This is a genomic window from Acidisoma sp. 7E03, assembly GCF_054665075.1.
The window spans coordinates 206,762-232,287 of record NZ_BAAFHE010000003.1 but is presented as its reverse complement, the minus strand read 5'-3'; the positions used below and the strand labels follow the sequence as shown (position 1 = coordinate 232,287).

The window sequence follows — 25,526 nt, the reverse complement described above, 5'->3', positions numbered from 1 at the left end:
ATCCGATGCAACCCACTGCCGAAACCGTTCCGAGCTTTCCGCGAGGCGTCCGCTATCGCTTCGATGCCGCCCGGAACAGCTGGGTGCTGTTGACTCCGGAGCGCGCCCTCATTCCCGACGGGCCGGCGCAGGCCGTTCTGGCGGAAATCGACGGTAGCCGCAGCATTGCGATCATCGTCGCTACGCTCGCCGCACGCTTCACGGCACCGGCGAAGGTCATCGAGCAGGATGTGGTGGAAATGGTCGCCGAGCTGATGCAGCAGGGCGTCCTGATCGTGCGCGGTGCGGCGGCGTGACGGCGCCGCTGCCCATGGCGCTCGTCGCCGAGGTCACGCATCGCTGTCCCTTGCGCTGCCCCTATTGTTCTAATCCCCTCGAAATCGCCGGGGCCCGGGAGGAGCTGGCGGCCCGCGATTGGGCCCGCGTCTTCGCCGAGGCGGCCGCGCTCGGCGTTCTCCATCTGCATCTGTCGGGCGGCGAGCCAATGGCGCGCGGCGACCTTCCCGAACTCGTGCGGGCGGCGTCCGAGGTCGGCCTCTACACCAACCTCATCACCTCTGGCGTTCTGCTCGATGCACGGCGGATAGAGCAACTCGCCGCGTCAGGCCTCGACCACGTCCAACTCTCCTTTCAGCACGCCGACACGGCGGAGGCAGAACGGATCGGCGGAATGCAAGGGGCACAGGCGCGCAAGATCATGGCGGCGCGAGAGGTCATCGCTGCGGGTCTGCCGCTCACCTGCAATTTCGTCATTCATCGGCAGAACGCCCGTGCCGTTCCTGCCATGGTGACGCTGGCCGCGGAACTCGGGGCGCAGCGGGTCGAAATCGCCCACACCCAGTATTACGGATGGGGCCTGCTCAATCGCGATGCCCTCCTACCCGATCCCGAGGATCTGCGTCAGGCGACGGAAGCCGTGGAGCAGGCGCGCCACCGCCATGCCGGCCGCCTGACGATCGATTACGTGACGCCGGATTATCACGGCGATCGGCCTAAGCCCTGCATGGCTGGTTGGGGGCGGCGCTTCATTGTCATCGGGCCCCGCGGCCAGGCACTGCCATGCCATGCCGCGGAAACCATCTCCGATCTTGTCTTCCCCAACGTCCGGGCACGGTCTCTCGCCGACATCTGGGAGAATGATCCCGCGTTCCGGCGCTTCCGCGGGACCGACTGGATGCCGGAACCCTGCCAGAGTTGCGCCCATAAGGAAGAGGATTGGGCCGGCTGCCGCTGCCAGGCGCTGGTGCTTGCGGGCGATGCCGCTGCGACCGACCCCGTTTGCGTCCGATCGTCACGGCATGAGGATCTGCGGCAGCTGATCGCAGCCCGTCCACCCGAGCCGCCGGCCTTCGTCTTCCGGCACAACGCCAAAACCGCATAGTCCTGAAGGAGCGCAGAGCGATGAGCGCAAGCGCGCGACCCCCGATCATCGTGATCATCACAAGTCTGATCCTGGCCCTGGTCGGCCTCTATCTCGGAATCGGCGGCGCTTGGCTGCTCGCCATCGGTGGTTCGGCCTATTATCTGATCGCTGGCATCTTCATCGTCATCACCGCCATCCTGACATGGATGCGCCGGCCGACGGCGTTCTGGGTCTATGCCGCGGTGCTGCTCGGCACGCTGATCTGGGCGGTGGTCGAGGTCGGCTTCGACTTCTGGCAGCTCGCGCCGCGTGGCGACATTCTGGCGCCGCTCGGCGTCTGGCTTCTGCTGCCCTTCGTTGCCAATCGGATCGCCGTCCCGGCCCGAGGCGGGAAGGCGGCGCTCGGCGCGACGGTGCTGCTCGCGGTCGTCACGCTCGGCGTCTCGCTCAGCCATGATCGCCATGCCATTCGCGGTGTCGCCCAGTTCGCCAATCAGCCGCCCGGCAGCGTCGCCGGCGCGGATTGGACTGCTTACGGCGGCACCAATTGGGGCAACCGCTTCTCCAGCCTCGACCAGATCACGCCCGCCAATGTCCACAAGCTCAAGCTCGCCTGGCAGTTCCGTACCGGTGACATGCGTGGCCCGCACGACCCGGTGGAGACCACGTACGAGGACACGCCGCTCAAGATCGGCGATACACTCTATGCCTGCTCACCCCATCAGATTCTCTTCGCGCTCGATGCAGCGACGGGGAAGCTCAAATGGAAGTTCGATCCGCACATCAAGGACAATCCGACCTTCCAGCATCTGACATGCCGCGGCGTCTCCTATCATGAGACGACCCCGGGAGCGACGACGGTGGACGGGGCGGCAGCGCCCGCGGATTGCCCGCATCGCATCTTCCTGCCCACCGACACCGGCCTGCTTTACGCCATCAATGCGGATGACGGGTCTCTGTGCCAGAGCTTCGGCGATCACGGCGTCGTCGATCTGAAATACGGCAGCCCTTACCAGGTCAGCGGCTTCTATGAGGGGACATCTCCCCCGGCGGTGGGCGCACAGGTTCTCGTGATGGGTGGATCGGTCATCGACAATTGGTCGAAGAAGGTGCCGTCCGGCGCCATTCGCGGCTATGATGTCTATTCCGGTAAGCTGCTCTGGGTTTTCGACGCGGGCAATCCCGATCCGAACGAAATGCCCTCCGCCACGCATACGCTTACGGCGGGCTCGCCCAATGCCTGGGCGCCGTCGGTGATCGATCAGAACCTCAACATGGTCTATGTGCCCCTTGGCACCGGGGCGGACGACATTTGGGGCGGCAACCGCACGCCGGATGAGGAGCGCTACGATTCCTCCCTGGTCGCGCTCGACATCAAGACCGGCAAGCTCGTCTGGTTCTACCAGAATGCTCATCACGACCTGTGGGACATGGACTTTCCGTCCCAGCCGACGCTCGCCGACGTGAAGACGCAGAACGGTGTCGTGCCGGCGATCTACGCGCCCGCCAAGACCGGCAACATCTTCGTGCTCGACCGGCGCAACGGAAAGCTGATCGTGCCGGCGCCGGAGACGCCGGTGCCACAAGGGGCGGCCCCCGGCGATCACGTCTCTCCGACCCAGCCCTATTCCGAACTCAGCTTCCGGCCGCGCAAGAAGCTCACGGGCGCGGATATGTGGGGCGGCACCACTTTCGATCAGCTGATGTGCCGCATCATGTTCCATTCGCTGCGCTACGAGGGGCCGTTCACCCCGCCCTCCGTCCAGGGCACGCTCGTCTTTCCAGGTGACTTCGGCATGTTCGAGTGGGGCGGCATATCCGTCGATCAGGCAGGGCAGATCGCGATCGTCAATCCGATGGGTATGCCCTTCGTCTCGCGCCTCATCCCGCGTGGGCCGAACAATCCGCCTGAGCCCGGCAAGAACCAGCCGGCCGGGTCCGAAACCGGGGTACAACCGATGTTTGGCACGCCCTTCGGCGTGCGGCTGACCGGCTTCCTCTCGCCGGTTGGCGTGCCCTGCCTCGCGCCGCCCTGGGGCAATATCGCGGCCTTCGATCTGCAGACGAACAAGGTGGTGTGGGAGCATCGCGTCGGCAGCATCCGGGACGAGACGCCGATTCCGCTGCCCTTCAACCTCGGCACGCCGATGCTGGGCGGCCCGCTGGCAACCGCCGGCGGCGTCACCTTCCTGACCTCGACGATGGATTACTACATCCGGGCCTTCGACATGAAGAATGGCACGCTGCTGTGGCAGGACCGTCTGCCCGCTGGTGGCCAGTCGACGCCGATGACCTACGCCGTCGGCGGCAAGCAATACATCGTCACGGTCGATGGCGGGCACGGCTCCTTCGGCACGAAGATCGGCGACTATATCCGCGCCTATGCTTTGCCCGACGGTTCGTGAACTGAGGGCATCGCAGACAGAACGAACCCCAGCCGGTCCACGGCTGGGGTTTGTCGTTCAGACGGCATGGCCGACGAGCGCCCCCACGGCGGCCGTAACACCCATGGCGAGGGCGCCCCAGAAGGCAACGCGGAGCGTCGGCTTCAGGATCGAGGCGCCGCCGGCCCGCGCGCCGACTGCGCCCAAAACCGCGAGCACGATCAGCGCGACGAGGAAGACGACCGGCAGAACGGCGCCGCGTGGCGCCAGCACTGCTGCGATCACCGGAAGAATGGCGCCGGCGGCAAAGGTCGCGGCCGAGGTCACGGCGGCTTGGATCGGCTTGGCCGTCGACAGCTCCGACAGTCCGAGTTCGTCGCGCGCATGGGCCCCGATCGCGTCCCGCGCCATCAGTTGTTCCGCCACCTGGCGCGCGAGGTCAGGCGCCAAGCCTCGCGCCGTATAGATTTGTGCGAGTTCCACCGTCTCGCCTTCCGGATCGGCGGCGAGTTCCCGCCGTTCGCGGGAGAGATCGGCCCTCTCGGTATCCGACTGCGAACTGACCGAGACGTATTCGCCGGCAGCCATCGACATGGCACCCGCAATCAAGCCCGCGATCCCGGCGGTCAGCACCTCGCCCCGCGAGGTGGCGGCGGCCGCGACGCCGAGCATCAGGCTCGCGGTCGAGATGATGCCGTCATTGGCACCGAGGACCGCGGCCCGCAGCCACCCGATCCGGGCGATGAGGTGGGTCTCGGCATGGCGAAAAGGCATCGGCGGCTCCGCAGGGTTCAGAGGTCAAAGCGTGCCTCATCCTCAGGCTATCACCGCGTGATGCCTTGATGACGATCAGGGCAATGAGCCCGTCGCGCCGGCACCGGGCGCTTGTGTTGCCGTCAGGGCGGGGCCGCAGCGACTGCGGCCGGACCCTTTCGCGGTGTAGAGCGAGGTGTCCGCCGCGTTCACGAGGTCGGCAAAGCGGGCGCCTGGCCAGGCGAGGCCGGCGCCGATGCTGACTGTCACCCAGGAGCCGGTCGGGCTATCCGGATGCGGCAGAGCGAGCGCCCGGACGATGCGCAGAATCGATTCCGCGCGCGCCGTCACGATCTGGGTGTCGGCCGCGGGCAAGACGACGCCGAATTCCTCGCCGCCATAGCGGGCGACGAATTCACCCTCCTCCGTCAGAGCCGCCTGGACGGCTTGGGCGATCTGATGGAGGCAGCGGTCCCCCGCGAGATGGCCCATCGCATCATTGTAGCGCTTGAAGTGGTCGACATCGATGAGGAGCAGAGCGAGCGTGCGGTGTTTCGTTGCCGCGGCGCTCAAGGCCTCCGACAGCGTTATGTTGAAATACCGCCGGTTATAGATGCCGGTGGTGACGTCGAACCGGGCTTGTTCCGCGAGCTGCATGTTCAGTCGAGTGACGCGGGCATAAAGCCAAGTCAGCTCCACGAGATAGATCGTCAGAATCGGCAAGGCACAGGAGGCTGAAAAGCCGCGGCCCAGATACCAGCCGAGCGAATAGCGGGCGCCCGCCGCCAGGGTGAAGGCGACGTCGAAGGTCGCGGCAAGGATGGTCACGCAAAGCCCGAGATCGAGCAGGCTGCGGCCGCGCGACGCGAACAGGACGAGGGCTGCGGTCGCGAGGTTGATAAGGATGACCGTTTTGCCGATCGCCGTATTGGCAAGATGGCCATAGGCGCGGCCGGTGATCAGCGGCGGCAGCAGATCCTGGAAGCGCGTGACGAGGATGCCGAGTGCCACGACGGCCAGCAGAACGAACAGCCCGAGCAACAGGCCGTGCTCCGCATGCATGGTGGGGCGCGGGGCCTGATCCCGAAGCCCGGCGCGGGCGCGGCGCTCCAGCCACAGGCGGCGCAGGAAGGCGATGGCGAAGAGGCCGGGAAACCCTGCATGCCAAAACACCCAGAGCCACACGGCGGTCTGCGGCCCCGCTCCGAAGAGACCTGTGTCCTTCACGATGCCGGGAAAGACGAGGAATTGGACGCAGGCGATTCCGCCGCTGAAGAGATAGGCGGCGGCGAGCCAGCTCAGGTCTGGGCGGCGGGCAAGCGGCGCATGCACGAAGAGAAGAGACGCCGTCACCAGATCCGTCACGAAGACCACGGCGAGGAAGGCCGGCATGAAGCCGGGGATCGGGACGATCGGCCGCGCGGCCTGTGCGACGGCGCCGAGGAAAAGGAGCGTCATCGCCAGTGCGACGCTGCCGAAGATCAGCTTCTGGGCGAGCGTCGCGGGCTCGGTGCCGAAACCTTCCGCCAAAGGCAGCGGGTCCGGATCCGGACGAGCGGAGCCTCGTCGCCAGGTGGGAAACGGGCGCTTCAGAGTGAGGCTTGAGGAAAGCTTCACGGCCGCTCCAGGGTGAAACGTTTTGAGGATATCTGCGCCCTCCCATCGGAAATGTCTATCATCCGCGCGGCAAGAGACGGAACCATCCGTGCTGGCGGCGGATCATCGCCGAAAGCGGAACGAGCAGGGGATTGAGGCGCGCGGGTGGCAGTGCCGCAGGGGCGGCCTCGGCGAGGGCGGTATGCAGGGCCGTCGCTGCCGGGTGACACGGCGCCTCCGTTTGCCCGTGGTGACGCAGCCCGGCGTCGAGGAGATGCACTGGCCATGCCGCCGGGCAAGCTAGGCCGAGATGCGCGCAAAGATGGGCGCAGAGGCTGGAAGGCCGCACGAACCACAGGTCGTAATCGATGACCGCGGTCAGCTGGCCGCCAGCCGTGGCCAGAACTTCCTGCATGTTGAAGGCCCAGAGTGCTTGGGCGAAGCCGAGGCGGTGGCCATTCCGCTGCCGCAGCGATTGCGCGACTGCCGCCGGGTGACGCATGGCGAGGATGAGCTTCGTCTCCAAGCCAAGTTCCTCCAGAATCTCCTGCCACAGGGGCAGGAAGCGGAGCGTGCGCGGGTCTTTGAAGCCCCAGAGCCCGGGGGCGCTGGCGAGTTCGGCGCGGAGAATGTCGCGCAGCGCGCGCCGGGCCGCCTGCGTGGCGGCAGCGTTCTGCCACCCGTGCGGGAGAGGGGACAGGGCGTGGCGGCCCCACCAGCTGCGATCCAGAGCGGCCAGCAGCCCGTCCTGGATGGCCACGATCTCCGCATGCTCCCAATAGCCTTGGGGATTGTCCGGCATTGGTCCGGTCAGCAGCCGCTCACCCAGGGGAAGGCCAAGGTGGTGCAGGATGCGCGCGAGCAGGGAGGTTCCACTGCGGTGCATGCCGAGGATCAGGACGACCCGGTCCTTCCTGCCCGCCATCCCGAGGCTCCCTTCCGTTGCGAATTCGATCTTAAGGCGGTTGCGGCGGCCCGGTCACCTGCTTTGCGGCGCAAGATCGTCTCCGTCTGAGGGCAAGCCAGCGCAGCAATGGTGCCATAAGGCCGTCGTGGAGGCGCGCATTCTTGCCAATCGCATCCAAGCGGCATCCGCCCCTGGCCAGCGTTCGCGCGCTTGGCCACTATCGCGGGCGCTAGTCAGGAGTGAGCCGCATGTCCGCTGGTCCCATCACCGCCGTCGACGAGGCCCGCTATCGCCGTGGCGCAGCCGTTCTGCTGGAGGTTTTGCGCAGCGAAGGGGTGGAATACATCTTCGGCAATCCCGGCACGACGGAGTTGCCCTTGATGGACGCGCTCACCGGCTCGCCGGACATTCAATATGTCTGGGCGCTGCAGGAGGCGAGTGCGGTCGCCATGGCGGATGGCTATGCGCAAGCCGCGCGCCGCCCGGGCTTCCTCAACCTGCATACGGCCGGCGGCCTGGGCAATGGCATGGGCAATCTGCTCAATGCCCAGGTATCGCAGACGCCGCTGGTGGTGACTGCCGGTCAGCAGGATTCGCGCCACACCATCACCGACCCGCTGCTCCTCGGCGATCTCATCCAGATCGCGCGGCCCGCGGTGAAATGGGCGCAGGAGGTGGCGCATGCGGACCAACTGCCCGTGCTCGTGCGGCGCGCCTTTCATGATGCCAATGCGGCACCGGCCGGGCCGGTTTTCCTCTCGCTGCCGATGGACGTGATGGAGGAGATGAGCGCGGTCGAGATCACGGAACCCTCCATGATCGATCGCCATACGGTGGCGGGTTCCCTCGACGATTTGGCGCGGCGGCTTGCTGCCGTCACGCCGGGGCGGCTCCTTGTCATCGCCGGCGACGAGGTCTATTTCAGCGAAGCGGCCGCGGAAGTGGCGAAGATGGCCGAGACGCTAGGCGCCGAAGTCTATGGTTCCTCATGGCCGTCACGTCTGCCCTTCCCCACGGCGCATCCCCTCTGGGCCGGCAACATGCCGAACAAGGGGCGGGAGATCTACGAAAAGCTCACCCAGTATGACGCGATCTTCGCCCTGGGAGGAAAGTCGCTGATCACGATTCTCTATTCCGCAGGGCCGATCATTCCGAAGGGTTGCGCGGTCTACCAGATGTCGACCGACGTGCGTGATCTCGGCCGCACCTATTCGACGGAACTCTCCGTGGTGGGGGACGTGCGGGCCTCGCTCCGTGCGATGCAGCCGCTGCTGGAGGCGGCGACGGCGCCACGCCGCGCGGCCTATGATGCGCTGGTCGCAAAAGCGGCCGAGCATCGCGCAGCACATCGCGCGTCGCTTGCCGCCCGCGCGGCCGCCGAATGGAATGCGCCGAAGATCACGCCGCTGGTTGCAGCCCAGGAAGCCGCGCGCGCCATCGGCCCCGGGATTCACATCGTGGACGAAGCGATCGCCACGGCGCTGCATTTGCGTGGATTCCTCAACAGCCAGAGCCCGAACCAGTATTCCTTTCTGCGCGGCGGCGCGCTGGGCTGGGGCATGCCCGCGGCCGTCGGCTGTTCGCTCGGGCTCGGGCGTGAACCCGTGGTCTCGCTGGTCGGAGACGGCGCGGCCCTCTACAGCCCGCAGGCGATTTGGACGGCGGCGCATGAAAAGCTGCCCGTCACCTTCGTCGTCATGAACAATCGCGAATACAACATCCTGAAGAATTTCATGAAGGGGCAGAAGGATTATCTCTCCACCCGCAACAACCGCTTCATCGCCATGGATATTGCGGAGCCTGCAGTGGATTACTTGGCGCTCGCCGCCTCCTTCGGGCTACCGGCACGGCGGGTCGAACGGCCTGAGGACGTCGCCCCCGCCATCGAGGCGGGCATCGCCTCAGGCACCGCGAACCTCGTGGAGATCATGATCGGGATCGAGTGACGAGGGGCCGGACGGGCGGTCATTGGCTGCGGCCCCGGCCTCGGCGCCCTGCCGCATCTTGCGCCTGCTGCTTCCACTCGCGGCCACAATGGTCGCTGGCTTCGCCATCCAGCAGCGCAGCACCGCCGTTGCCTGATCACGCTCTGCCGGCGAGAAGGGCCGCTTTCCCCCCTGCGCCGGGTTGTGGAGATATCCTTTACGGGGTCTCCAGCCGCGCTTCGCCCGAGACGGTGGCCGAAACCGTCTGCTCTTCCGCTTGCGCGCTTGGCAAGGTCTTCGCTTCGGGTGCCGCCGCCGTCATCATGCGCATCATCGGGCGCGGGCCGGGCGGCGCGCCGTCGTCGCCCACCGTCACGCTGCTGAAGCCATGCGCCTGCAGATGCATGAGCGTCGCGACGACTCCCGCCTGAGCCGTCAGCTTGTCGATCGCTTTCGCCATGGCTTGCTCGTAGCTCTTCTCGGCGAGCGCCGGGGAGAGCTGCCAGGAGAGGTCGCCGACTGCGAGACCCGCCTCCTGCAATTGCCCGACGAGCGCCAGCAGGCCTGCCCCGTCATGCGCGCGCAGCGCGATGCCCTGAGACGCATGCCAGAGATCCTTCGGGTCCGTCTGGTGCCAGACCGAGTAGGCCGTGGTGCTGGCCGTGACACCGGGTAGCCCCTTGGCCGTCGCGAGCGCCTTGGCCACCATGTCGTTCACCTGGGCTTGGGCGGCGCCGGCCGAAGACGCGTCCGCCTGAGCCGTCAGCTGCGCCACCAATTCGTCTGGCATGACCGTGACGCTCGCCGTCACCGTGAGCTTCAGCCGGGTGTCTGCCCAGGCGGCGCTGCCGTACGAAAAAAGCCCTGCAAGGAGCAGGGCCGTTCCGAAAAGAGCGCTTCTGGTCTTGGATGCGGTCATCCGTCCCTCCTGATGTCACCCTCGGGACAACAAGCCCGAGGGTGACATCATGGGAGCGGAAGGGCATGGCGCTTTTGTGGCTCAGCCCCTCAGCACCTCGTTTGCCGGGTCGAAGGGGCTGTCGGCGATGACGGTCGCCGTGTGGCGCTGGCCGAGGATGGAAATCTCCACCTCCTGGCCGAGCGTCGCGAGATCGGGCCGCAGCATGCCGAGTGCCAGCGATTTGCCGACGCGCCAGCCATAGCCGCCCGAGGTGGTGCGGCCCACGAGTTCGTCCCCGATATAGATCGGCTCGGAGCCGCGCGCATCCGCATCCGTCACGCCATGCACTTCCATCGTCACGAAGGCGTTCTTCAAGCCCGCTTCCTTCCAGGCGAGCAGCGCATCCCGCCCGTGGAAATCCCCCTTCTTGAGCGAGACGAACCGGTCGAGCCCGGATTCGTAAGCCGAATACTCGATCGACATCTCGCGGGGGATGAGCTTGTAGCTCTTTTCCAGGCGCAGGCTGTCCATCGCCTTGATGCCGAAGGGCTTCAAATCGAACTCCGCGCCGGCTTCGAAGAGCTTGTCGAAGATGTAGTTCTGCATCTCGATCGGGTGATGCAACTCCCAGCCGAGTTCGCCGACATAGTTGACGCGGATGGCGAGGGTGGACGCAGCCCCCACCGAGATCATCTTGCCCGTCAGCCAGGGGAAGGCGGCGTTGGAGAGATCGGTATCGGTCAGCTTCTGCAAGAGTGCGCGGGAGCGGGGGCCTGCCAGCACCAGCACGCCATATTGCGTCGTCACCCGGGCGAGCTTCACGCTGCCGTCGGTGGGTGCCAGCTTCTCCAGATAGTCGTGGTCGTGCCGCTCTAGCGCACCGGCCGAGACGAGGTAGAACTGACTCGGGCCCATCGAGAAGATGGTGAATTCCGAGCGCACGCCGCCGCGCTTGGTGAGCAGGTAGGAGAGCTGAACGCGCCCGACCTTCGGCACCTTGGTGGTCAGAATGCTTTCCAGCCACTGGGCCGCACCCGGACCCGTCACCTCCATCTTGGCGAAGGCCGACATGTCGAGCAGCCCGACTTTCTCATGCACGTGGCGGGCTTCCTGGCCCACGAATGCGAAGGCGTTGGAGCGGCGGAAGCTCCACTTTTCGCGGATGACACCGTTCTTGTCGGCATCCGCGTGATTCTCGTTGAGGAGGACATCCGCCTTGTTGAGGTCGGTCTCGCTCAGGGCGTAGCCTTCCGGCGCGAACCAGCCCGGCCGCTCCCAGCCGTAGACGGTGCCGAAGACGGCACCCTTCGCCGCCATGCGGTCATAACAGGGGCTGCGCTTCAGGCCGCGTGCCGCGCCGCGCTCTTCTTCCGGGTAATGCACCGTGAAGACCTTGGCGTACGCCTCCTCGGTCTTTTCCCGCAGATAGCCGCGGCCGGCATAGGGGCCGAAGCGGCGCGGATCGACGCCCATCATATCGACGGAGGGTTCGCCCTCAACGATCCATTCCGCCAGCTGCCACCCGGCGCCACCGCAGGCGGTGATGCCGAAGCTGTGGCCTTCGTTGAGCCAGAAGTTCTTGAGGTGCCAGGCCGGTCCGACGATGGGGCTGCCGTCCGGCGTATAGGCGATCGCGCCGTTATAGACCTTCTTCACACCCACTTCGCCGAAGGCCGGCACGCGCTCGATGGCGGTTTCGATATAGGGGGCCAGCCGGTCCAGATCCTCCTGGAACAGCTCGTATTCGGATTGGTCGGACGGCCCGTCGACATAGCAGCAGGGGGCGCCGATTTCATAGGGGCCGAGCAGCAGGCCGCCGGCTTCCTCCCGCATGTACCAGGAGCTGTCGCTTTCGCGCAGCACGCCCATCTCAGGCAGGCCTTTCGCGCGGCGCTCCTGCACCAGCGGGTGCGGCTCCGTCACGATATACTGGTGCTCCACGGGGATGACGGGCACGTCGAGGCCCACCATCTCGCCCGTCTTGCGCGCGAAATTGCCGGTGGCCGAGACCACGTGTTCGCAGGTGATGTCGCCCTTGTCGGTGGAGACCACCCATTCGCCGTTCGGCTTTTGGGTGATTCCGGTCACCGTGGTGTAGCGGTAGATCTCGGCGCCGAGGTTGCGCGCGCCGCGCGCCAGCGCCTGGGTCAGGTCAGCCGGCTGCACGTAGCCATCTTCCTTGTGCTGGATGGCGCCGATGATGCCGTGCGTCTCCATCAACGGCCAGATTTCCTTGACCTGCTCGGGCGTCAGAAAATCGACGTTCACGCCGATGGTGCGCGCGATGCCGGCATAATAGCGGTACTCGTCCATCCGGTCCTGCGTGCGGGCCAGGCGGATGTTGGAGACCGTGGAGAGGCCGACGTTGAGACCCGTTTCGGCTTCCAGGCTCTTGTAAAGATTGACGGAATACTTGTGGAGCTGCCCGACGGAATAGCTGAGGTTGAAGAGCGGCAGAAGGCCCGCCGCGTGCCAGGTGGAGCCCGAGGTCAGCTCTCGCCGCTCGATGAGAACGACGTCGCTCCAGCCTTTCCGGGCCAAGTGGTAGAGCGTGCTGACGCCAACGGCGCCCCCTCCGATGACGACAACGCGCGCTTGGGTCTTCATGTGGTACCCTAACTCAAATGAAGAAAAATCGGCCCGAGGATAGGGAGCCGGCCGGCCCTGGCTACAGAAGTTTCTCGCCGCCGGATTTGAAGGATCACGACGGCCCGGGCGCGCTGGGCCGCTCGGGCGCCGCTTCCAGGAAATCCTTGCGTCCCGGCGGCCGAAAGGCCCACCTTCCGTGCAATGATCAACATCCCCACCAACCTATTGCGCGCGCTGATCATGGTCATCGATCTGAAGGGGGTGACCAAGGCCAGCGAAGGGCTCGGCCGGACGCAGCCGACGATCAGCCTGCAAATCAAGAAGCTGCAGGAGATGATCGGGGTGACGCTGCTGGAACGGGAGACGGGGGTCGCACAGCTCACCGAGGCGGGGGAAGTCTGTGTGGACTATGCGCGCCGCATTCTCGCTCTGCATGACGAGATGATGAGCAGATTAGCCACGCATGGCGCCGGCAACCGGCTGCGCATCGGCGTTCCCAATGACTATGCCGATCATTTCCTGCCGAAATTCCTCACGCTCGTCGATGCGGACGGGTTGGACGTGCGATTCGAGGTGGTGTCGGACATCTCCCAAAACCTGTTGCGGGACATGCGGAACGGAACGCTCGACATCGTGGTGGCCATGACCGACCAATTGCTGAACGGCGCCGTGATCTCCTGGCCCGAAAGCCTGAGCTGGGTCGGCGCGCCTGGCCGCGTGCCCCCGGCAGGGGGCGATGCCGGGCGACCCTTTCCCCTGGTCGCCGCACCGGAAGGCTGCCTCTACCGCCGCCTCATGCTTTCGGTTCTGCAGCACGAAGGGCAGTCCGCCGACGTCGTCTATACGACCGCGAGTTTGACCGGGATCGAAGCGGCAGTGCGCAGCGGCTTCGGCGTCACCGCGATGGCGACGCGCCTTGTGCCGCCCAGCCTTGTTCCCGTGACGGACCTCCCGCCATTGCCCAGCGTGCAGGTGGGCGTCTATCTGACCCCCCGGGCGCAAGGCCGCCCGGTACGCCGCCTCGCAGCCCTGCTCGGCCAGGTCATGGCCGAGGTTGAGGGCTGAGCCCGCCCAGGCAGGGGCCTAGAGCACGCGATACATTAGCAAAGCCTATGGGGCATTTGACGTTCCTATTGGTGGTCGTCTCGCTCTTTGAGGCAACTGGACGCTCCAACTCAGCCTGGGAGCGCGCGTCCGATGCCAGAAGACCTGAACACCATTGAGTCCCTCCCCCGTCTCAAGCAGATCGAGAACGGCGCCAAGGTAAAAAGGACCTTCTCGCGCGACGAGATGAAGCGTCGTCTGCAGGCGCTGCGCGCCCACATGGCGCAGAACGACGTGGCGGCGGCGATTTTCACGTCCTACCACAACATCAACTACTTCGAAGACTTTCTCTATTGCTACTTCGGGCGGTCCTATGCCCTGGTCGTGACGCAAGATCGGGAAATCACCATTTCTGCCAATATCGACGGCGGCCAGCCCTGGCGCCGAATCGATGGCGAAAACATCGTCTATACCGACTGGCGGCGCGACAACTATGCCCATGCCTTGAGCACGGCTTTGGAACGTGCGGGCGTCACCCAAGGTCGGCTGGGTCTCGAATTCGATCACCTCAGTCTCGACCGTGCCGCGGAAATCGCGGCGGCTCTTCCTGCCTTTCAACAGGTCGACATCGCACGGCCTGCGATGCGCCTGCGGATGATCAAGTCCGCTGAGGAAATCGCGCTCATTCGCGAGGGCGCTCGGATCGCCGATATCGGGGGAGGCGCCTGCGTCGAAGCCCTGCACGAAGGCGTGCCGGAATACGAGGTCGCGCTGCATGCGACGGGCCGCATGGTGCGCGAAATCGCCGCGACATTTCCCCATGTGGAACTCATGGACAGTTGGACCTGGTTCCAGTCGGGCATCAACACCGACGGCGCCCACAATCCAGTCACCTCGCGGAAGGTCGAGCGCGGAGACATCCTGTCGCTCAACTGCTTTCCGATGATCGCCGGCTACTATACCGCACTTGAGCGGACGCTGTTCCTCGATCACGCGAGTGACGAGCAGCTGAAAATCTGGCAAGTCAACTGCGATGTTCACAAACATGGCCTGACACTCATCCGCCCGGGAAATCGTTGCGGTGACATCGCGCGCGAACTCAACGAGATCTACCGCTCGCACGGGCTGCTCGACTATCGCACCTTCGGCTATGGCCATAGCTTCGGCGTGCTGAGCCATTACTACGGTCGTGAAGCGGGGCTCGAACTGCGCGAGGATGTTCAGACCGTGCTGGAGCCCGGCATGGTCGTCTCCATGGAACCGATGCTGATGCTGCCGGAGGGAATGCCCGGCGCCGGAGGCTATCGCGAGCATGACATTCTCGTTTTGACCGAGGATGGGGCGGAGAACATCACGCGTTTTCCCTTCGGACCCGAACACAACATCATCAGTGCTACCTGAAGGACAGGCGAGCGGCGAGGGCCGCACACGAGCTTGGTGCCAACAGGAAAGGCAGCATTGATGACCAGAACGGTGATGATCGGCGAACTCGCTTGGCCGGAGTACGCGCGACAGGTGCAGGAGCAGCGACGGCCTATCCTGATACCGCTGGGCGCGCTCGAGCAACACGGCCCGCATCTCTCGATGAATCCGGATGTTCTCATCCCAACCGCGATTGCCAAGGCTGTCGCCGGGGAGGTGGGTGCGCTTGTCGCACCCCCTCTCGCCTATGGCTACAAATCCCAGCAACGCAGTGGCGGCGGCAACCATCTCATCGGAACCACCAGCCTGGACGGCGCCACCTTGTCGTCCACCGTCAAGGACATCCTGAAGGAGTTCGCGCGGCACGGCGTACGAAACTTCTGCATGATCAACGGCCATTTCGAGAATTCGATATTCGTCACGGAAGGCATCGACCTGGCGTTGCGCGAGTTGCGCTGGGAAGGGCAGACGGACGTGAAAGTCATCCTGCTGTCCTATTGGGATTTCGTCGGTCCCGAGACCCTCGACACCATCTATCCCGATGGATTTCCCGGCTGGGCGGTCGAGCATGGTGGCGTCCTGGAGACATCCATCATGCTGCATCTGCATCCCGATCTGGTTGATATGAGCAGGGCCCCGTCGCATCCACCGGCTTCCATGCCGGCATACGACCATTTTCCCCCGCATCCGGCGTGGACGTGCGCATCAGGCTGCTTGTCCTCCCCCGAGGACGCGACTGCCGCCAAAGGCGCGCTGCTGTTCGATGTCTGCGTGCGCGAGATATCGAAGTCACTGTCCGCAGTCGATGGATTTCATGCTGAATAATCAAACATTCTGAAAGAAATGAGATGGAATCGGATGTTTTGTCGAACCACGACCGCTTGATTGAGGCCGATCGGGTCGGCCGTATCGAGACCCATGGGGTCGATCCCATTCCCTTGGCGGATCGGCATGGAACGCCGTGGGAGTTGTTCCGAATGTGGATCGGTGCGAACGTCAACTACATCGTTGTCGTCACGGGCGCGCTGGTCCTCGCGGAAGGCCTCTCCTTTTGGCAGGCGATCACCGCCGTCATGGTCGGCAATCTCCTCGGCTGCACCGTGCTGGGATTGGCCACCATCATGGGGCCGCGCACGGGAACATCCGGCATCATGACGTCGCGGAGCTGCTTCGGACAGCTCGGGTCATTCATGCCGAAGGCGGTGAGCCTCATCTCCGCGCTCAGCTGGTTTTCCATCAATTCCCTCGTCGCGACGGACGCGCTGACGGCGCTTCTGAAGATGGTCGGCGCTCACGGTGACGCGCTGCCGTGGATATCGCTCGTCATCATCCTGGCAGGAGAAGTGGCTCTCGCCGCCTATGGACATGCGACGATCATCGTATCCGAGAAATGGATGGCCGTCGTCCTTGCCGTCCTCTTTGCCGGATTGGCATATTTCGTGCTGTCAAAATCCCATCTCGCCTCCATCACGTCGTTCAACAGCGCAGGGGGTAACGTCAGCGAGTGGCTGATCGGCATGGGGATCGCCTTTGCCTATCCGCTCGGCTGGGCCAATTTTGCCTCGGACTACAGCCGCTATCTGCCACCCGACACCAGCTGGAAGCGGATCGCATTCGCGGCAGGTGGTGGGCAGTTCTTGGCGCTCGTCCTGTGCGAAATCATCGGTATCCTCTTCGCAGCGGCTCTGGGCGGCAATCTCGGCTACGATCCGGTCAGTCAATTGTCCCATTTTCTTCCCGCATGGTTCATTGTTCCCCTTCTTCTGGCCGTGATCCTCGGCGGCATCGGCGCGAACGTGCCGAACGGCTACACGGCGAGCCTGGGGCTGATCGCGATGCGGCTACCGATCAACCGGCTGACCTCCCTGGCGGTGATCACGCTCTTCACCGTGGCCGTGCGTGTCGTCACGGTCTTGAACGGCCAGTTCTATGATCTTTACGAGCTCTTCCTGGGATACATGGTCTATTGGACGGCGCCCTGGGCGGCGATCGTCATCGTGGATTACTTCATGCGCGATGGCCGCTACGACAGTGCCGATTGGATGCCGTGGAAGGAGAGCGCCTACTGGTATACGGGTGGCGTGTTCCTGCCCGGGGTTATCGCCTTCGTCGTCGGCACCGCCGCATCCCTGGCCTTTTCCAACTCGCCGACCTTTGCCAGCCCATTGATGAAGACGTATCTCGGCTGGGGCGATCTCAGCTTCGAGGTCGGGCTCGTCTCGGCAGGTCTGATCTACTTCTTCCTCGCGCGCGGTGCATTGTCTCGACAGAGTGCGAGCCCGCGTCACGTGGGCGAGGCGCCGGGGGCTCGCCTGCCAGCGGCCTAGGGCCGTTGAGCTGGCGCGGCGCCCCACCCGAGGGGCGCCGAAGCTATCCCATCGCCGGCCGGCGCTCCGGCCAGCGAGTGGCCCGGTCATAGGCTTGGGCCAGTTGCAGGCAGGACAGTTCCTGGGCGTAGGGGGCCAGAACCTGCATCCCCATGGGCAGACCTGCCTCGTTGAACCCCACGGGCAAGTTGATCGCCGGGCATTGCGCATTGGTCGCCAGGATCACGACCTCCATCCAACGATGATAGGTGTCCATACTGCGGCCCGCGATCTCGCGCGGCCAAGTCCAGTCGGCCGGGAAGGGGAAGACCTGCGCCGTCGGCAGCACCAGATGGTCGTAGCGCGCGAAGAGCGTTTGCATGTGCAGGTAGAAGCGGCTGCGCACCGCTTGGGCACGGGCGATCTCGGTGCCGGTGACGGCGAGGCCGCGCGCGACTTCCCATTGCGCTTCCGGCTTGAGCAGGTCGCGCTTCGCGGGGTCGGCATAGGCCTCGCCGAGCGCGGTCGCTGCTCCCCAGCTCCGCAGCAGCGTCCAAGCCTCCCACAACGCCTCCATGGGAAAGCCAAGGGTGACCGGTTCCACCGCGCAGCCGAGCTCTTCCAGGACCCCAAGCCCCGCTTCGCAGAGCGGCAGGATGCCTGGCTCCATGGCCAGATAGCCGCCGAGGTCGCCGAGCCAGCCGATGCGGCGGCCGGCAATCGAGACGTTCAGAGGGGCGGTCACCGCGGCGGCACTTTCGCGAATGGCAAGCGGGGCCGCGGGGTGCGGGCCGGCCTGGACGGAGAGCAAGAGGGCGAGGTCCTCGACGCTCCGCGCCATCGGCCCGACCACACCCAAGGTTGCCGCGAAGACATCCGCCGCCTCGTCCGGAATGCGGCCGAAGCTCGGGCGGAAGCCATAGACGTTGTTGAAGGCCGCCGGATTGCGCAGCGAGCCCGCGTGATCCGAGCCATCCGCCAGCGGCACCATGCGCGTGGCGAGTGCCACGGCCGCACCGCCGGAGCTGCCGCCGGCACTGCGGCGTTGGTCGTACGCGTTGAGCGTCGTGCCAAAGACGGGGTTGTAGGTATGCGAGCCGAAGCCGAATTCCGGCACGTTGGTCTTGCCGATGAAGATGGCGCCGGCCGCGCGCATGCGGCCGACCATGATCGAATCGGCCTCCACCACCGTTTCCTTGAACAGGGGGGAGCCCTGGGTGTTCGGCAGGCCCCGCACATCCTCCAGATCCTTCACGCCGAGGGGCAGACCGTGCAGCGCGCCCATCGGGCCATGGGCCGCCAGGTGCCGGTCCTTCTCGGCGGCCTCCGCCAGCAGTGCCGTACGGGGAACGCGCGAGACGATGGCGTTGACGGTGGGATTGATCGCGTCGATGCGGTCGAGGAAGGCCGTCATCACCTCGACGGCAGAAAGCTTCCGATCGGCGATGGCGCGGGCAAGGCCGGTCGCGGAAAGCTCGGTCGGTGTCACGAGGCGGCGGGCTCCTGGTTGTGATGGAAGACGCAGGCAAGCTTGTTGCCGTCCGGGTCGCGCACATAGGCGACGTAGAAGCTCGGCTCGTAATAGGGCCGGGTGCCGGGCGCACCTTCATCGCTGCCGCCATGGGCGAGAGCCGCAGCATGGAAGGCTTGCACTTCGGCTTCGCTATGGGCGCGCAGCGCGACCATCGTGCCATTGCCGGCGGTCGGCGGCTGACCGTCGAAGGGGCGGCAGATCCAGAAGCTCACGCCACCGTCGTAATCCGGACCCCAATGGAGAAAGTCTTCGGAGGAGTCCGGATGGCGGCCGATGCCGAGGGTCGCGAAAACCGCATCATAGAAGGCGGCACTGCGCGCCAGATCGCTCACGCCCAGGGTCGTGTAGAGGATGAGCGTCACCTGCAGTCTCCCCAATGGCGATAGGGATGAGCCTGCCACGAACAGGCGGGACTGTCATCCGCGTGCCATGTAGGGTGGACCGAAGCCCGTCCTATCCTTTGGCGAGAATATCGAAGGCCTTGAGGCGGGTGAGGACGGCGGGCATCTCGGCGAGCGGGATCATGTTCGGCCCATCGGAGGGCGCATGATCCGGATCAGGATGGGTTTCCATGAAGACGGAGGCGCAGCCGACGGCCAGCGCGGCCCGCGCCAGCACCGGGGCATACTCCCGCTGACCGCCGGAGGAGCCGCCCTGGCCACCCGGCTGCTGCACGGAATGCGTCGCGTCGAAGACCACCGGATAGCCGGTGCGCGCCATCTCGGGCAGGCCGCGGAAATCCGTCACCAGGGTGTTGTAGCCGAAGCTGGTGCCGCGATCGGTGAGCAGGATGCGCGTATTGCCGGTGCTCGCGATCTTGGCGGCGACGTTCTTCATGTCCCAAGGCGCGAGGAACTGACCCTTCTTGACGTTGATGGCAGCCCCCGTCTCGCCGGCGGCGATCAGCAGATCGGTCTGGCGGCAGAGGAAGGCCGGGATCTGGATGACGTCGACGGCCTCGGCCACCGGCTTGCACTGGCCCGCGTCATGCACGTCCGTCAGCACCGGGACGCCGAAGGTTTCACGGATTTCGGCGAGAATTTCGAGACCCTTGTCGAGCCCCACGCCGCGCTGGGCCGAGCCCGAGGTACGGTTCGCCTTGTCGTAGCTCGACTTGTAGATGAGCGGGATGTCGAGGTTGCGGCAGATGGCGACCAATTCGCTCGCCACCTCCCGCGCATGGTCCCGGCTTTCGATCTGGCAGGGGCCGCCGATCAGCACGAAGGGCAGATCATTCCCGACAGTGACGGAGCCGATGGCGACATGGGTCATCAGACGAGTCTCGCCTGCTGAACGCAGGCGCCAATGAAGCCCTTGAACAGCGGATGCGGGTCGAAGGGCTTGGATTTCAGCTCGGGGTGATACTGCACGCCGATGAACCAGGGGTGGTCGGGGTATTCGACGATCTCGGGCAGCACGCCGTCCGGCGACAGGCCGGAGAAGCGCAGCCCCGCCTTTTCCAGCTGCTCGCGATAATGGATGTTCACCTCGTAGCGGTGACGATGGCGCTCCTCGATCGAGGCCGCACCGTCATAGACCTCGCGCACCAGGGATCCGGGGGCGAGGACCGCTGGATAGGCGCCGAGGCGCATGGTGCCGCCGAGATCACCGCTCGCTTCGCGCCGGACGCGCTCGTTGCCCTGGGCCCACTCCGTCATCAGCCCGACGACGGGCGTGTCGCAGGGGCCGAATTCAGTAGAGGAGGCGTCCGTCATGCCGGCGAGATTGCGCGCCGCCTCGATGCAGGCCATCTGCATGCCAAAGCAGATCCCGAGGAAGGGCACCTTGTGCTCGCGCGCGAAGCGCACGGCTTCGATCTTGCCTTCCGAGCCACGCTCGCCGAAGCCGCCCGGCACCAGGATGCCATGCACCCCTTCCAGGCGGGCAACGGAATTGGGCTCTTCGAAGACCTGACTATCGACCCATTCCAGCTTGACGCGCATGCGATGGGCGATGCCGCCATGGAACAGGGCTTCGGCGAGCGACTTATAGCTGTCGAGCAGCGTCGTATATTTGCCGACGACCGCGATGCGCACCTCGCCCTCGGGGGAGCGCACGGCCTCCATGATGGCGTTCCAGCGCGACATGTCGGGCTCGGCATCGGTGGGCAGGCCGAAATGGCGCAGCACCTCGCGGTCCATGCCCTCGGCATGGTAGCGCGCCGGCACGGCATAGATGCTGTCGACGTCGAGCGCCGGAATGACGGCCTCGGGGCGCACGTTGCAGAAGAGCGCGATCTTGCGCCGCTCGTTTTCGGGAATCGGGCGGTCGCAGCGGCACAGCAGCATCTGCGGCTGGATGCCGACGTTGAGCAGTTCCTTCACCGAATGCTGCGTCGGCTTGGTTTTCAGCTCACCGGCCGAGGGGATGTAGGGCACCAGCGTGAGATGCACGAACATCGACCGCTCCGGCCCAAGCTCGTTGCCGAGCTGCCGGATCGCTTCCAGGAAGGGCAGGCTTTCGATGTCGCCGACGGTGCCGCCGATTTCGATGATGACGAAGTCAAGCTCGTCGGTCTTGTTGAGGACCGTCTCCTTGATCGCGTCGGTGATGTGCGGAATCACCTGCACGGTTCCGCCGAGGTAGTCACCCCGACGTTCGCGCGCGATCACCTCTGAATAGATTCGCCCCGTCGTCGCATTGTCGGCCTTGGTCGCATGCACGCCGGTGAAACGCTCATAATGGCCGAGGTCGAGGTCGGTCTCGGCCCCGTCATCAGTCACGAAGACTTCCCCGTGCTGGTAGGGGCTCATCGTGCCGGGATCGACGTTGAGATAAGGGTCCAGCTTGCGGAGGCGGACCGAATAGCCCCTGGCCTGAAGCAGGGCACCCAAGGCGGCGGCGGCGATGCCTTTGCCGAGAGAAGACACAACGCCGCCCGTCACGAAGATGAATCGCGTCATGGGCTTTCCTCATACAGGTTCAGGCCCGGCTGAGGGAACCCCAGCCGGGCGATTAGGCTCAATGCGAAAAGCTCAAGGCGCCGCGGGGGCGGACGGCTTGGCCGGCTGGGCCGGAGCAGGCGTGGGGGCAGCAGGGGTGGCCGGCATGGTCTTGGCCGGGCTGCCGGCAGGCGCATTGAAGATAGCGCTGACGCCGCTCGTGCTGCTGCGCGTCATCAGCGCGAGAACGAGCGAGAGCGCCAGGAAGATAGTGGCCAGAATGGCGGTCGTGCGGGTCAGCAGATTGGCCGTGCCGCGCCCGGTCATGAAGCTACCCATGCCCTGGCCACCGCCGATGCCAAGGCCGCCGCCCTCGCTGCGCTGGATCAGCACGACGCCGATGAGCGCGAGGGTGACGAAAACATGGATGACGAGCAGGACGGTGAACATGCGAAGCCTTTCGGGGGAGGACCCGCGCGCCTTCTAGCGAAGCTTCGCCGGGATGCAAAGCGCGGCAGCCTTGCGTTTGGGAAACGGCCGCCCCGGCCCCAGAAAGCGGCGGGCGGTGCGGCCGTCGTCCCGGTCGTTCAGTCGTCGCGGTGGACGCGTTCCATGCGCTCGTGGCGCTCCTGCGCCTCGATCGAGAGGGTGGCGATGGGCCTGGCTTCCAGACGCTTCAGCCCGATCGGCTCACCGGTATCCTCGCAATAGCCGTAGGTGCCATTTTCGATTCGCAGCAGAGCCTGTTCGATCTTCGAGATGAGCTTGCGGGCCCGGTCACGGGTGCGGAGCTCGAGGGCACGGTCGGTCTCGACGCTGGCCCGATCCGTGATGTCGGCCTCCATGATGCCGCCTTCGGAAAGACTGGCCAGGGTGCCGTTGGCTTCCTTGAGGAGATCCTCCTGCCAGCGGAGCAGTTTCCGCCTGAAATACTCGACTTGCATCGGATTCATGAACTCTTCGTCCTCACTCGGACGATAGTCTTCTGGTAGCGTAATCATCATGCGGCGAAGTCTCCGCTAGCGCTGTCGGAACCCGAGACGGATCTGATCCGGCTGTTGGCGCGGCTTATAGCGGGCTGCCCCGGGGACGCCAAGCAGATTGCAACAAGTTCAAACTTCTGCAACGCGCCCGCCGATTGACATTTCCGCCCCCGGTCTAAAGCCCGCGCTCCGCCATGAAGGCATCCAGTGCGGCGCGGCTGGGCATCGCGTCCATGCCGCCGGGTGCGGTCGCGGTGATCGCCCCGGCGGCGCAGGCGAAGCGGCCGATGCGGCTCAGGCTCTCGGCGCCGAGGTCGAAGTCCGATTCGATCAGCCCGGCCAGGAAGGCTGCCATGAAGCTGTCGCCGCAGCCCGTCGTATCCACCACCTTCACGGGCACCCCCGGCACCGTCACGCGCTCCTCACGGGTCAGGATGCGGGCGCCGCGCGCGCCGGCGGTGACGGCGACGACCCGCAGGTCCTCATGCCACAGCGATTCGAGCGCCCGGTCGGGGTCGTCGATGCCGGCGATGATGGCCAGTTCGTCCTCGCCGATCTTGAGGATGTTGGCGACGGCGATGACCTCGCGCGCTGCAGCCACCATGGCGTCCGTGCTTTCCCACAGGAGGGGACGCAGATTCGGGTCCACCGAGATGAGGATGCCGGCCTTCTGAGCGAGGCTGACGGCATGGCGCTGAGCCCGGGCGGAGACGGGGGCGGAGAGCACCAAGCTGTTGACGTGCAGGATTTCCGCATCCTCGATCACATCGGCCGGCACGTCCTCCGCCGCGTAATTCGCGTCTGCGCAGTCATGTCGGTAGAACAGGAAGTTCCGCTCGCCCTGGGCGTCGAGGGTCACCACGGCGACGCCGGTGAGATGCCGGTCAGAGACGGCGATGTGCCCGACGGCCGCTCCGGAGGCGGCAATGGTGCCGGTCAGCAGCCGGCCGAAGGCATCGTTGCCCACCTTGCTCAGCATGGCGACGGAGCGGCCGAGCTTGGCGAGCCCGACGGCCGAATTCCCCGGCGCGCCGCCCGGCTTGGCGGCGAAATTCAGCGCGCCGGCCTCGGCCGGCAGCGGCACCATGTCGATTAGCAATTCACCCAGAGACGCGACTTCATAGCCCATGAGGTTCTTCCCTTCGCTCCAGGGCTTATTGTCATGACTTGAGGGCGGTTGCCATTCCCCTTACGGCTTTGCGGCTACTGTGTGAGGCGGCCGATGCCCAGAACCGTCGCTTTCGGGGTCAAGAAGGATCTGCAGCCCTATATCGAGGCCGCGGTTGACCGCGCCGCTTTTGAAATCGCGTTCCTCGACTTCGAGACAGCGCGCCTGGACGGAGCCGAGATCGTGGTGCCGCTCACCCTGCGGGACATCCGAATGCTCCACCGCCACCATGCCGCAGCGCGCCATCGCTATCTGGCGCCGGGCCCCGCCGTCATGGCGCTGTGTCACGACAAGAAGGCTTTGAACGAGCGGCTGTTGGACAGCCCCTTCGCCACTCTCATTCCCCCTTTGCAGGCGCCGGGGCAGCGGCATCTGCCCTACGTGCTCAAGAAGCGCGAAGCGGCCTCGGGCGAACAGAGCTTCATCCTGCGCACCACGGAAGACGAGGGGCGGCATGCCGACCACCTCGGCTCCGACCAGTATTTCTGCCAGGGCTATGTCGAAAGCCCCATCGAATACGCGAGCCATATGCTCTTCGCAGACGGCCGCCTCGTCTATCATGCGACCAACCAGTATTGGATGCGGCCGCATGCCGTGAAGGGCACCGGCACTCCGCCGGTGCGGGAGATCACCGGGATTGCGATGGACGAGGCTGTGATCGCCGCATTGGCGGAGGTCGTCCGCTGGCTCGGCTTCGAGGGGCTGTGCTGCGTCGACTACAAGATCCAGGAGGGGCGGGTCTGGTTGCTCGAGATCAATCCGCGCTTCGGCTTCTCGCTGTTTCGGGACATCAATCGCATGCTGGCCGCCTATGCCGCGGCCCTGGACGATCGCGCGGCACCGGGGTCACCTTAAGCTTTGGGCCCAGGCCTTCCCGAGAATGGCCAGGCGTTGCGGCCGGGCACGGCCGGTCAAACCACCCCAGAGGAGGGGGAGGGCCTTCCGCGCTTCTCCCCGTCGCAGCATCTCGCGCCCGACCGTCCAAAGCAGTTCCCGTCTTGCCCGATGAAGCAGACGGCCGAGGCGCGACGGCCCCAGCCGTGCCGCGAGCGCTGTATTGCTGCCAATGGCGGTTAGCGCTGGCTCATAGGCGGCAAGGCGCGTCGCAGCCTCGTCCATCATGCTGCCGCGACGGCGGCGGACGAAGAGCACGGGCGTGCCACCCAAGGCGAGCAGCAGTCCACAGAGGGCGAGACGCGGCCAGAACTCCCAATCTTCGGCAAAGCGGATGTCTGCGCGGAAGCCGCCCGTTTGCCGCCATGCATCGGCGCGGATCAGCACATGGCCGCCATTGGCGAAGAGGTTGCCGAGCACGAGCCGGGGCAGCAATCGGCCGCCCGCGACGGCGCGCCGGTCCAGCGTGCCTGGTGCTTCCGGCCGTGCGGATTCGGCGACATAGGCGAAGGGTGCGTGGACGGCAGCGGCGCCGGGGGCCGCGGCGAGAGCGGCGGCCAGCCGACCCAAGGCGTCGGGGGCCAGCCAGTCGTCGCCGTCGAGGAAGAGCAGGGCATCGGCGGCTTGCGCTGCGGGATGGGCAGCACCGATATTCCGAGCGACCGCCACACCTTGGCCAGCCTGGCGCAAGACCTGTAGGCGGGGATCGGAGAGGAGGGGGTTCGCGGCGTCAGCCGTTCCATCCTCCGATCCGTCGTCGACCAGGATCAGGGCAAGATCGGTGTAGCTCTGCTCCAGCACGGAGCGCAGCGCGTCGGGGAGGAAGGCCGCGATGTTGCGGGCCGCGATGATGACCGCGACCCGCATCGGAGGAG

At 65.6% G+C, this 25,526-nt stretch carries 22 protein-coding genes; 9 read left to right on the top strand and 13 right to left on the bottom strand.

All coding sequences use genetic code 11. The annotated features are described in order from the left end of the window. Positions 1–5: 5 nt before the first annotated feature. From pqqD to ACYQ6W_RS06490, 3 genes are read left to right on the top strand one after another with little or no spacing between them, the layout of a single operon-like run. Positions 6–296, top strand: coding sequence for a pyrroloquinoline quinone biosynthesis peptide chaperone PqqD (pqqD, locus tag ACYQ6W_RS06500; RefSeq protein ID WP_459674285.1), 291 nt, complete (start codon positions 6–8; stop codon positions 294–296). Between the two features lie 14 nt (positions 297–310). Next, a complete protein-coding gene (gene pqqE, locus ACYQ6W_RS06495) occupies positions 311–1,381 on the top strand; it encodes a pyrroloquinoline quinone biosynthesis protein PqqE (RefSeq protein WP_459674462.1) in 1,071 nt (356 codons plus the stop codon). Positions 1,382–1,401: 20 nt separating this feature from the next. Further along, a complete protein-coding gene (locus ACYQ6W_RS06490; RefSeq protein ID WP_459674284.1) occupies positions 1,402–3,768 on the top strand; it encodes a membrane-bound PQQ-dependent dehydrogenase, glucose/quinate/shikimate family in 2,367 nt (788 codons plus the stop codon). Between the two features lie 57 nt (positions 3,769–3,825). Here ACYQ6W_RS06490 and ACYQ6W_RS06485 read toward each other — a convergent pair whose 3' ends face one another. From ACYQ6W_RS06485 to ACYQ6W_RS06475, 3 genes are all read right to left on the bottom strand, one after another. Next, the gene (locus ACYQ6W_RS06485; protein ID WP_459674283.1) at positions 3,826–4,521 is read right to left on the bottom strand and encodes a VIT1/CCC1 transporter family protein; all 696 of its coding nucleotides are present in this window, start codon (positions 4,519–4,521) and stop codon (positions 3,826–3,828) included. A 75-nt stretch (positions 4,522–4,596) separates the two neighbouring features. Next, positions 4,597–6,030 carry a GGDEF domain-containing protein gene (locus ACYQ6W_RS06480; RefSeq protein ID WP_459674282.1) on the bottom strand — a complete coding sequence of 478 codons (1,434 nt, stop codon included), beginning with the start codon at positions 6,028–6,030 and terminating at the stop codon, positions 4,597–4,599. Positions 6,031–6,175: 145 nt separating this feature from the next. Continuing rightward, positions 6,176–7,021, bottom strand: coding sequence for a sulfotransferase family protein (locus ACYQ6W_RS06475; protein WP_459674281.1), 846 nt, complete (start codon positions 7,019–7,021; stop codon positions 6,176–6,178). A gap of 230 nt (positions 7,022–7,251) precedes the next feature. On the opposite strand from ACYQ6W_RS06475, the gene ACYQ6W_RS06470 reads away from it, so the two are divergent. Further along, positions 7,252–8,949 carry a thiamine pyrophosphate-binding protein gene (locus tag ACYQ6W_RS06470; RefSeq protein ID WP_459674280.1) on the top strand — a complete coding sequence of 566 codons (1,698 nt, stop codon included), beginning with the start codon at positions 7,252–7,254 and terminating at the stop codon, positions 8,947–8,949. Between the two features lie 196 nt (positions 8,950–9,145). Here the strand turns inward: ACYQ6W_RS06470 and ACYQ6W_RS06465 are convergent, their stop codons facing one another. After that, complete coding sequence (locus tag ACYQ6W_RS06465) at positions 9,146–9,847, bottom strand: SIMPL domain-containing protein (RefSeq protein ID WP_459674279.1); 702 nt, start codon at positions 9,845–9,847, stop codon at positions 9,146–9,148. 81 nt (positions 9,848–9,928) lie between these two features. Continuing rightward, on the bottom strand, positions 9,929–12,436 hold the full coding sequence (locus tag ACYQ6W_RS06460) for a GcvT family protein (RefSeq protein WP_459674278.1): 2,508 nt from the start codon (positions 12,434–12,436) through the stop codon (positions 9,929–9,931). A 183-nt stretch (positions 12,437–12,619) separates the two neighbouring features. On the opposite strand from ACYQ6W_RS06460, the gene ACYQ6W_RS06455 reads away from it, so the two are divergent. The 4 genes from ACYQ6W_RS06455 (at position 12,620) to ACYQ6W_RS06440 (ending at position 17,211) form a co-directional block, all read left to right on the top strand. Beyond that, entirely contained in the window at positions 12,620–13,483 is an 864-nt protein-coding gene (locus ACYQ6W_RS06455) for a LysR family transcriptional regulator (protein ID WP_459674277.1), read from the top strand. A gap of 87 nt (positions 13,484–13,570) precedes the next feature. After that, a complete protein-coding gene (locus ACYQ6W_RS06450; RefSeq protein WP_459674276.1) occupies positions 13,571–14,863 on the top strand; it encodes a M24 family metallopeptidase in 1,293 nt (430 codons plus the stop codon). A gap of 60 nt (positions 14,864–14,923) precedes the next feature. Beyond that, a complete protein-coding gene (locus tag ACYQ6W_RS06445; protein WP_459674275.1) occupies positions 14,924–15,709 on the top strand; it encodes a creatininase in 786 nt (261 codons plus the stop codon). A gap of 23 nt (positions 15,710–15,732) precedes the next feature. Further along, positions 15,733–17,211, top strand: a complete 1,479-nt coding sequence (locus ACYQ6W_RS06440; RefSeq protein ID WP_459674274.1) for a purine-cytosine permease family protein — start codon at positions 15,733–15,735, stop codon at positions 17,209–17,211. Between the two features lie 43 nt (positions 17,212–17,254). Here ACYQ6W_RS06440 and ACYQ6W_RS06435 read toward each other — a convergent pair whose 3' ends face one another. From ACYQ6W_RS06435 to ACYQ6W_RS06405, 7 genes are all read right to left on the bottom strand, one after another. Next, positions 17,255–18,679 (bottom strand): amidase, encoded by a 1,425-nt coding sequence (locus ACYQ6W_RS06435; RefSeq protein WP_459674273.1) that lies wholly within the window; start codon positions 18,677–18,679, stop codon positions 17,255–17,257. After that, a complete protein-coding gene (locus ACYQ6W_RS06430) occupies positions 18,676–19,086 on the bottom strand; it encodes a VOC family protein (RefSeq protein ID WP_459674272.1) in 411 nt (136 codons plus the stop codon). Before ACYQ6W_RS06430 ends, ACYQ6W_RS06435 begins: the two co-directional genes overlap by 4 nt. 91 nt (positions 19,087–19,177) lie before the next feature. Beyond that, positions 19,178–19,996 (bottom strand): 3-deoxy-8-phosphooctulonate synthase, encoded by an 819-nt coding sequence (kdsA, locus tag ACYQ6W_RS06425; protein ID WP_459674271.1) that lies wholly within the window; start codon positions 19,994–19,996, stop codon positions 19,178–19,180. Then, positions 19,996–21,627, bottom strand: coding sequence for a CTP synthase (locus ACYQ6W_RS06420; protein ID WP_459674270.1), 1,632 nt, complete (start codon positions 21,625–21,627; stop codon positions 19,996–19,998). The genes kdsA and ACYQ6W_RS06420 overlap by 1 nt, the downstream gene beginning before the upstream one ends. Positions 21,628–21,699: 72 nt before the next feature. Continuing rightward, the gene (secG, locus tag ACYQ6W_RS06415) at positions 21,700–22,056 is read right to left on the bottom strand and encodes a preprotein translocase subunit SecG (RefSeq protein WP_459674269.1); all 357 of its coding nucleotides are present in this window, start codon (positions 22,054–22,056) and stop codon (positions 21,700–21,702) included. A 137-nt stretch (positions 22,057–22,193) separates the two neighbouring features. Then, positions 22,194–22,607, bottom strand: coding sequence for an RNA polymerase-binding protein DksA (dksA, locus tag ACYQ6W_RS06410; protein ID WP_459674460.1), 414 nt, complete (start codon positions 22,605–22,607; stop codon positions 22,194–22,196). A 157-nt stretch (positions 22,608–22,764) separates the two neighbouring features. Then, entirely contained in the window at positions 22,765–23,718 is a 954-nt protein-coding gene (locus ACYQ6W_RS06405) for a carbohydrate kinase family protein (protein WP_459674268.1), read from the bottom strand. 93 nt (positions 23,719–23,811) lie between these two features. On the opposite strand from ACYQ6W_RS06405, the gene ACYQ6W_RS06400 reads away from it, so the two are divergent. Next, the gene (locus ACYQ6W_RS06400) at positions 23,812–24,612 is read left to right on the top strand and encodes an ATP-grasp domain-containing protein (RefSeq protein ID WP_459674266.1); all 801 of its coding nucleotides are present in this window, start codon (positions 23,812–23,814) and stop codon (positions 24,610–24,612) included. On the opposite strand, the gene ACYQ6W_RS06395 is transcribed toward ACYQ6W_RS06400, so the two are convergent. Continuing rightward, positions 24,604–25,518, bottom strand: a complete 915-nt coding sequence (locus tag ACYQ6W_RS06395) for a glycosyltransferase family 2 protein (RefSeq protein ID WP_459674265.1) — start codon at positions 25,516–25,518, stop codon at positions 24,604–24,606. The two genes, ACYQ6W_RS06400 and ACYQ6W_RS06395, sit on opposite strands and share 9 nt — an antisense overlap. Between the last annotated feature and the right edge of the window lie 8 nt (positions 25,519–25,526).

Bases quoted from the DNA above. Each gene is read 5' to 3' on its own strand.
- pqqD (WP_459674285.1), top strand. From the start codon at position 6: ATGCAACCCACTGCCGAAACCGTTCCGAGCTTTCCGCGAGGCGTCCGC.
- pqqE (WP_459674462.1), top strand. From the start codon at position 311: ATGGCGCTCGTCGCCGAGGTCACGCATCGCTGTCCCTTGCGCTGCCCC.
- ACYQ6W_RS06490 (WP_459674284.1), top strand. From the start codon at position 1,402: ATGAGCGCAAGCGCGCGACCCCCGATCATCGTGATCATCACAAGTCTG.
- ACYQ6W_RS06485 (WP_459674283.1), bottom strand. From the start codon at position 4,521: ATGCCTTTTCGCCATGCCGAGACCCACCTCATCGCCCGGATCGGGTGG.
- ACYQ6W_RS06475 (WP_459674281.1), bottom strand. From the start codon at position 7,021: ATGGCGGGCAGGAAGGACCGGGTCGTCCTGATCCTCGGCATGCACCGC.
- ACYQ6W_RS06470 (WP_459674280.1), top strand. From the start codon at position 7,252: ATGTCCGCTGGTCCCATCACCGCCGTCGACGAGGCCCGCTATCGCCGT.
- ACYQ6W_RS06465 (WP_459674279.1), bottom strand. From the start codon at position 9,847: ATGACCGCATCCAAGACCAGAAGCGCTCTTTTCGGAACGGCCCTGCTC.
- ACYQ6W_RS06460 (WP_459674278.1), bottom strand. From the start codon at position 12,436: ATGAAGACCCAAGCGCGCGTTGTCGTCATCGGAGGGGGCGCCGTTGGC.
- ACYQ6W_RS06455 (WP_459674277.1), top strand. From the start codon at position 12,620: ATGATCAACATCCCCACCAACCTATTGCGCGCGCTGATCATGGTCATC.
- ACYQ6W_RS06445 (WP_459674275.1), top strand. From the start codon at position 14,924: ATGACCAGAACGGTGATGATCGGCGAACTCGCTTGGCCGGAGTACGCG.
- ACYQ6W_RS06440 (WP_459674274.1), top strand. From the start codon at position 15,733: ATGGAATCGGATGTTTTGTCGAACCACGACCGCTTGATTGAGGCCGAT.
- kdsA (WP_459674271.1), bottom strand. From the start codon at position 19,996: ATGACCCATGTCGCCATCGGCTCCGTCACTGTCGGGAATGATCTGCCC.
- ACYQ6W_RS06420 (WP_459674270.1), bottom strand. From the start codon at position 21,627: ATGACGCGATTCATCTTCGTGACGGGCGGCGTTGTGTCTTCTCTCGGC.
- secG (WP_459674269.1), bottom strand. From the start codon at position 22,056: ATGTTCACCGTCCTGCTCGTCATCCATGTTTTCGTCACCCTCGCGCTC.
- dksA (WP_459674460.1), bottom strand. From the start codon at position 22,607: ATGATTACGCTACCAGAAGACTATCGTCCGAGTGAGGACGAAGAGTTC.
- ACYQ6W_RS06405 (WP_459674268.1), bottom strand. From the start codon at position 23,718: ATGGGCTATGAAGTCGCGTCTCTGGGTGAATTGCTAATCGACATGGTG.
- ACYQ6W_RS06400 (WP_459674266.1), top strand. From the start codon at position 23,812: ATGCCCAGAACCGTCGCTTTCGGGGTCAAGAAGGATCTGCAGCCCTAT.
- ACYQ6W_RS06395 (WP_459674265.1), bottom strand. From the start codon at position 25,518: ATGCGGGTCGCGGTCATCATCGCGGCCCGCAACATCGCGGCCTTCCTC.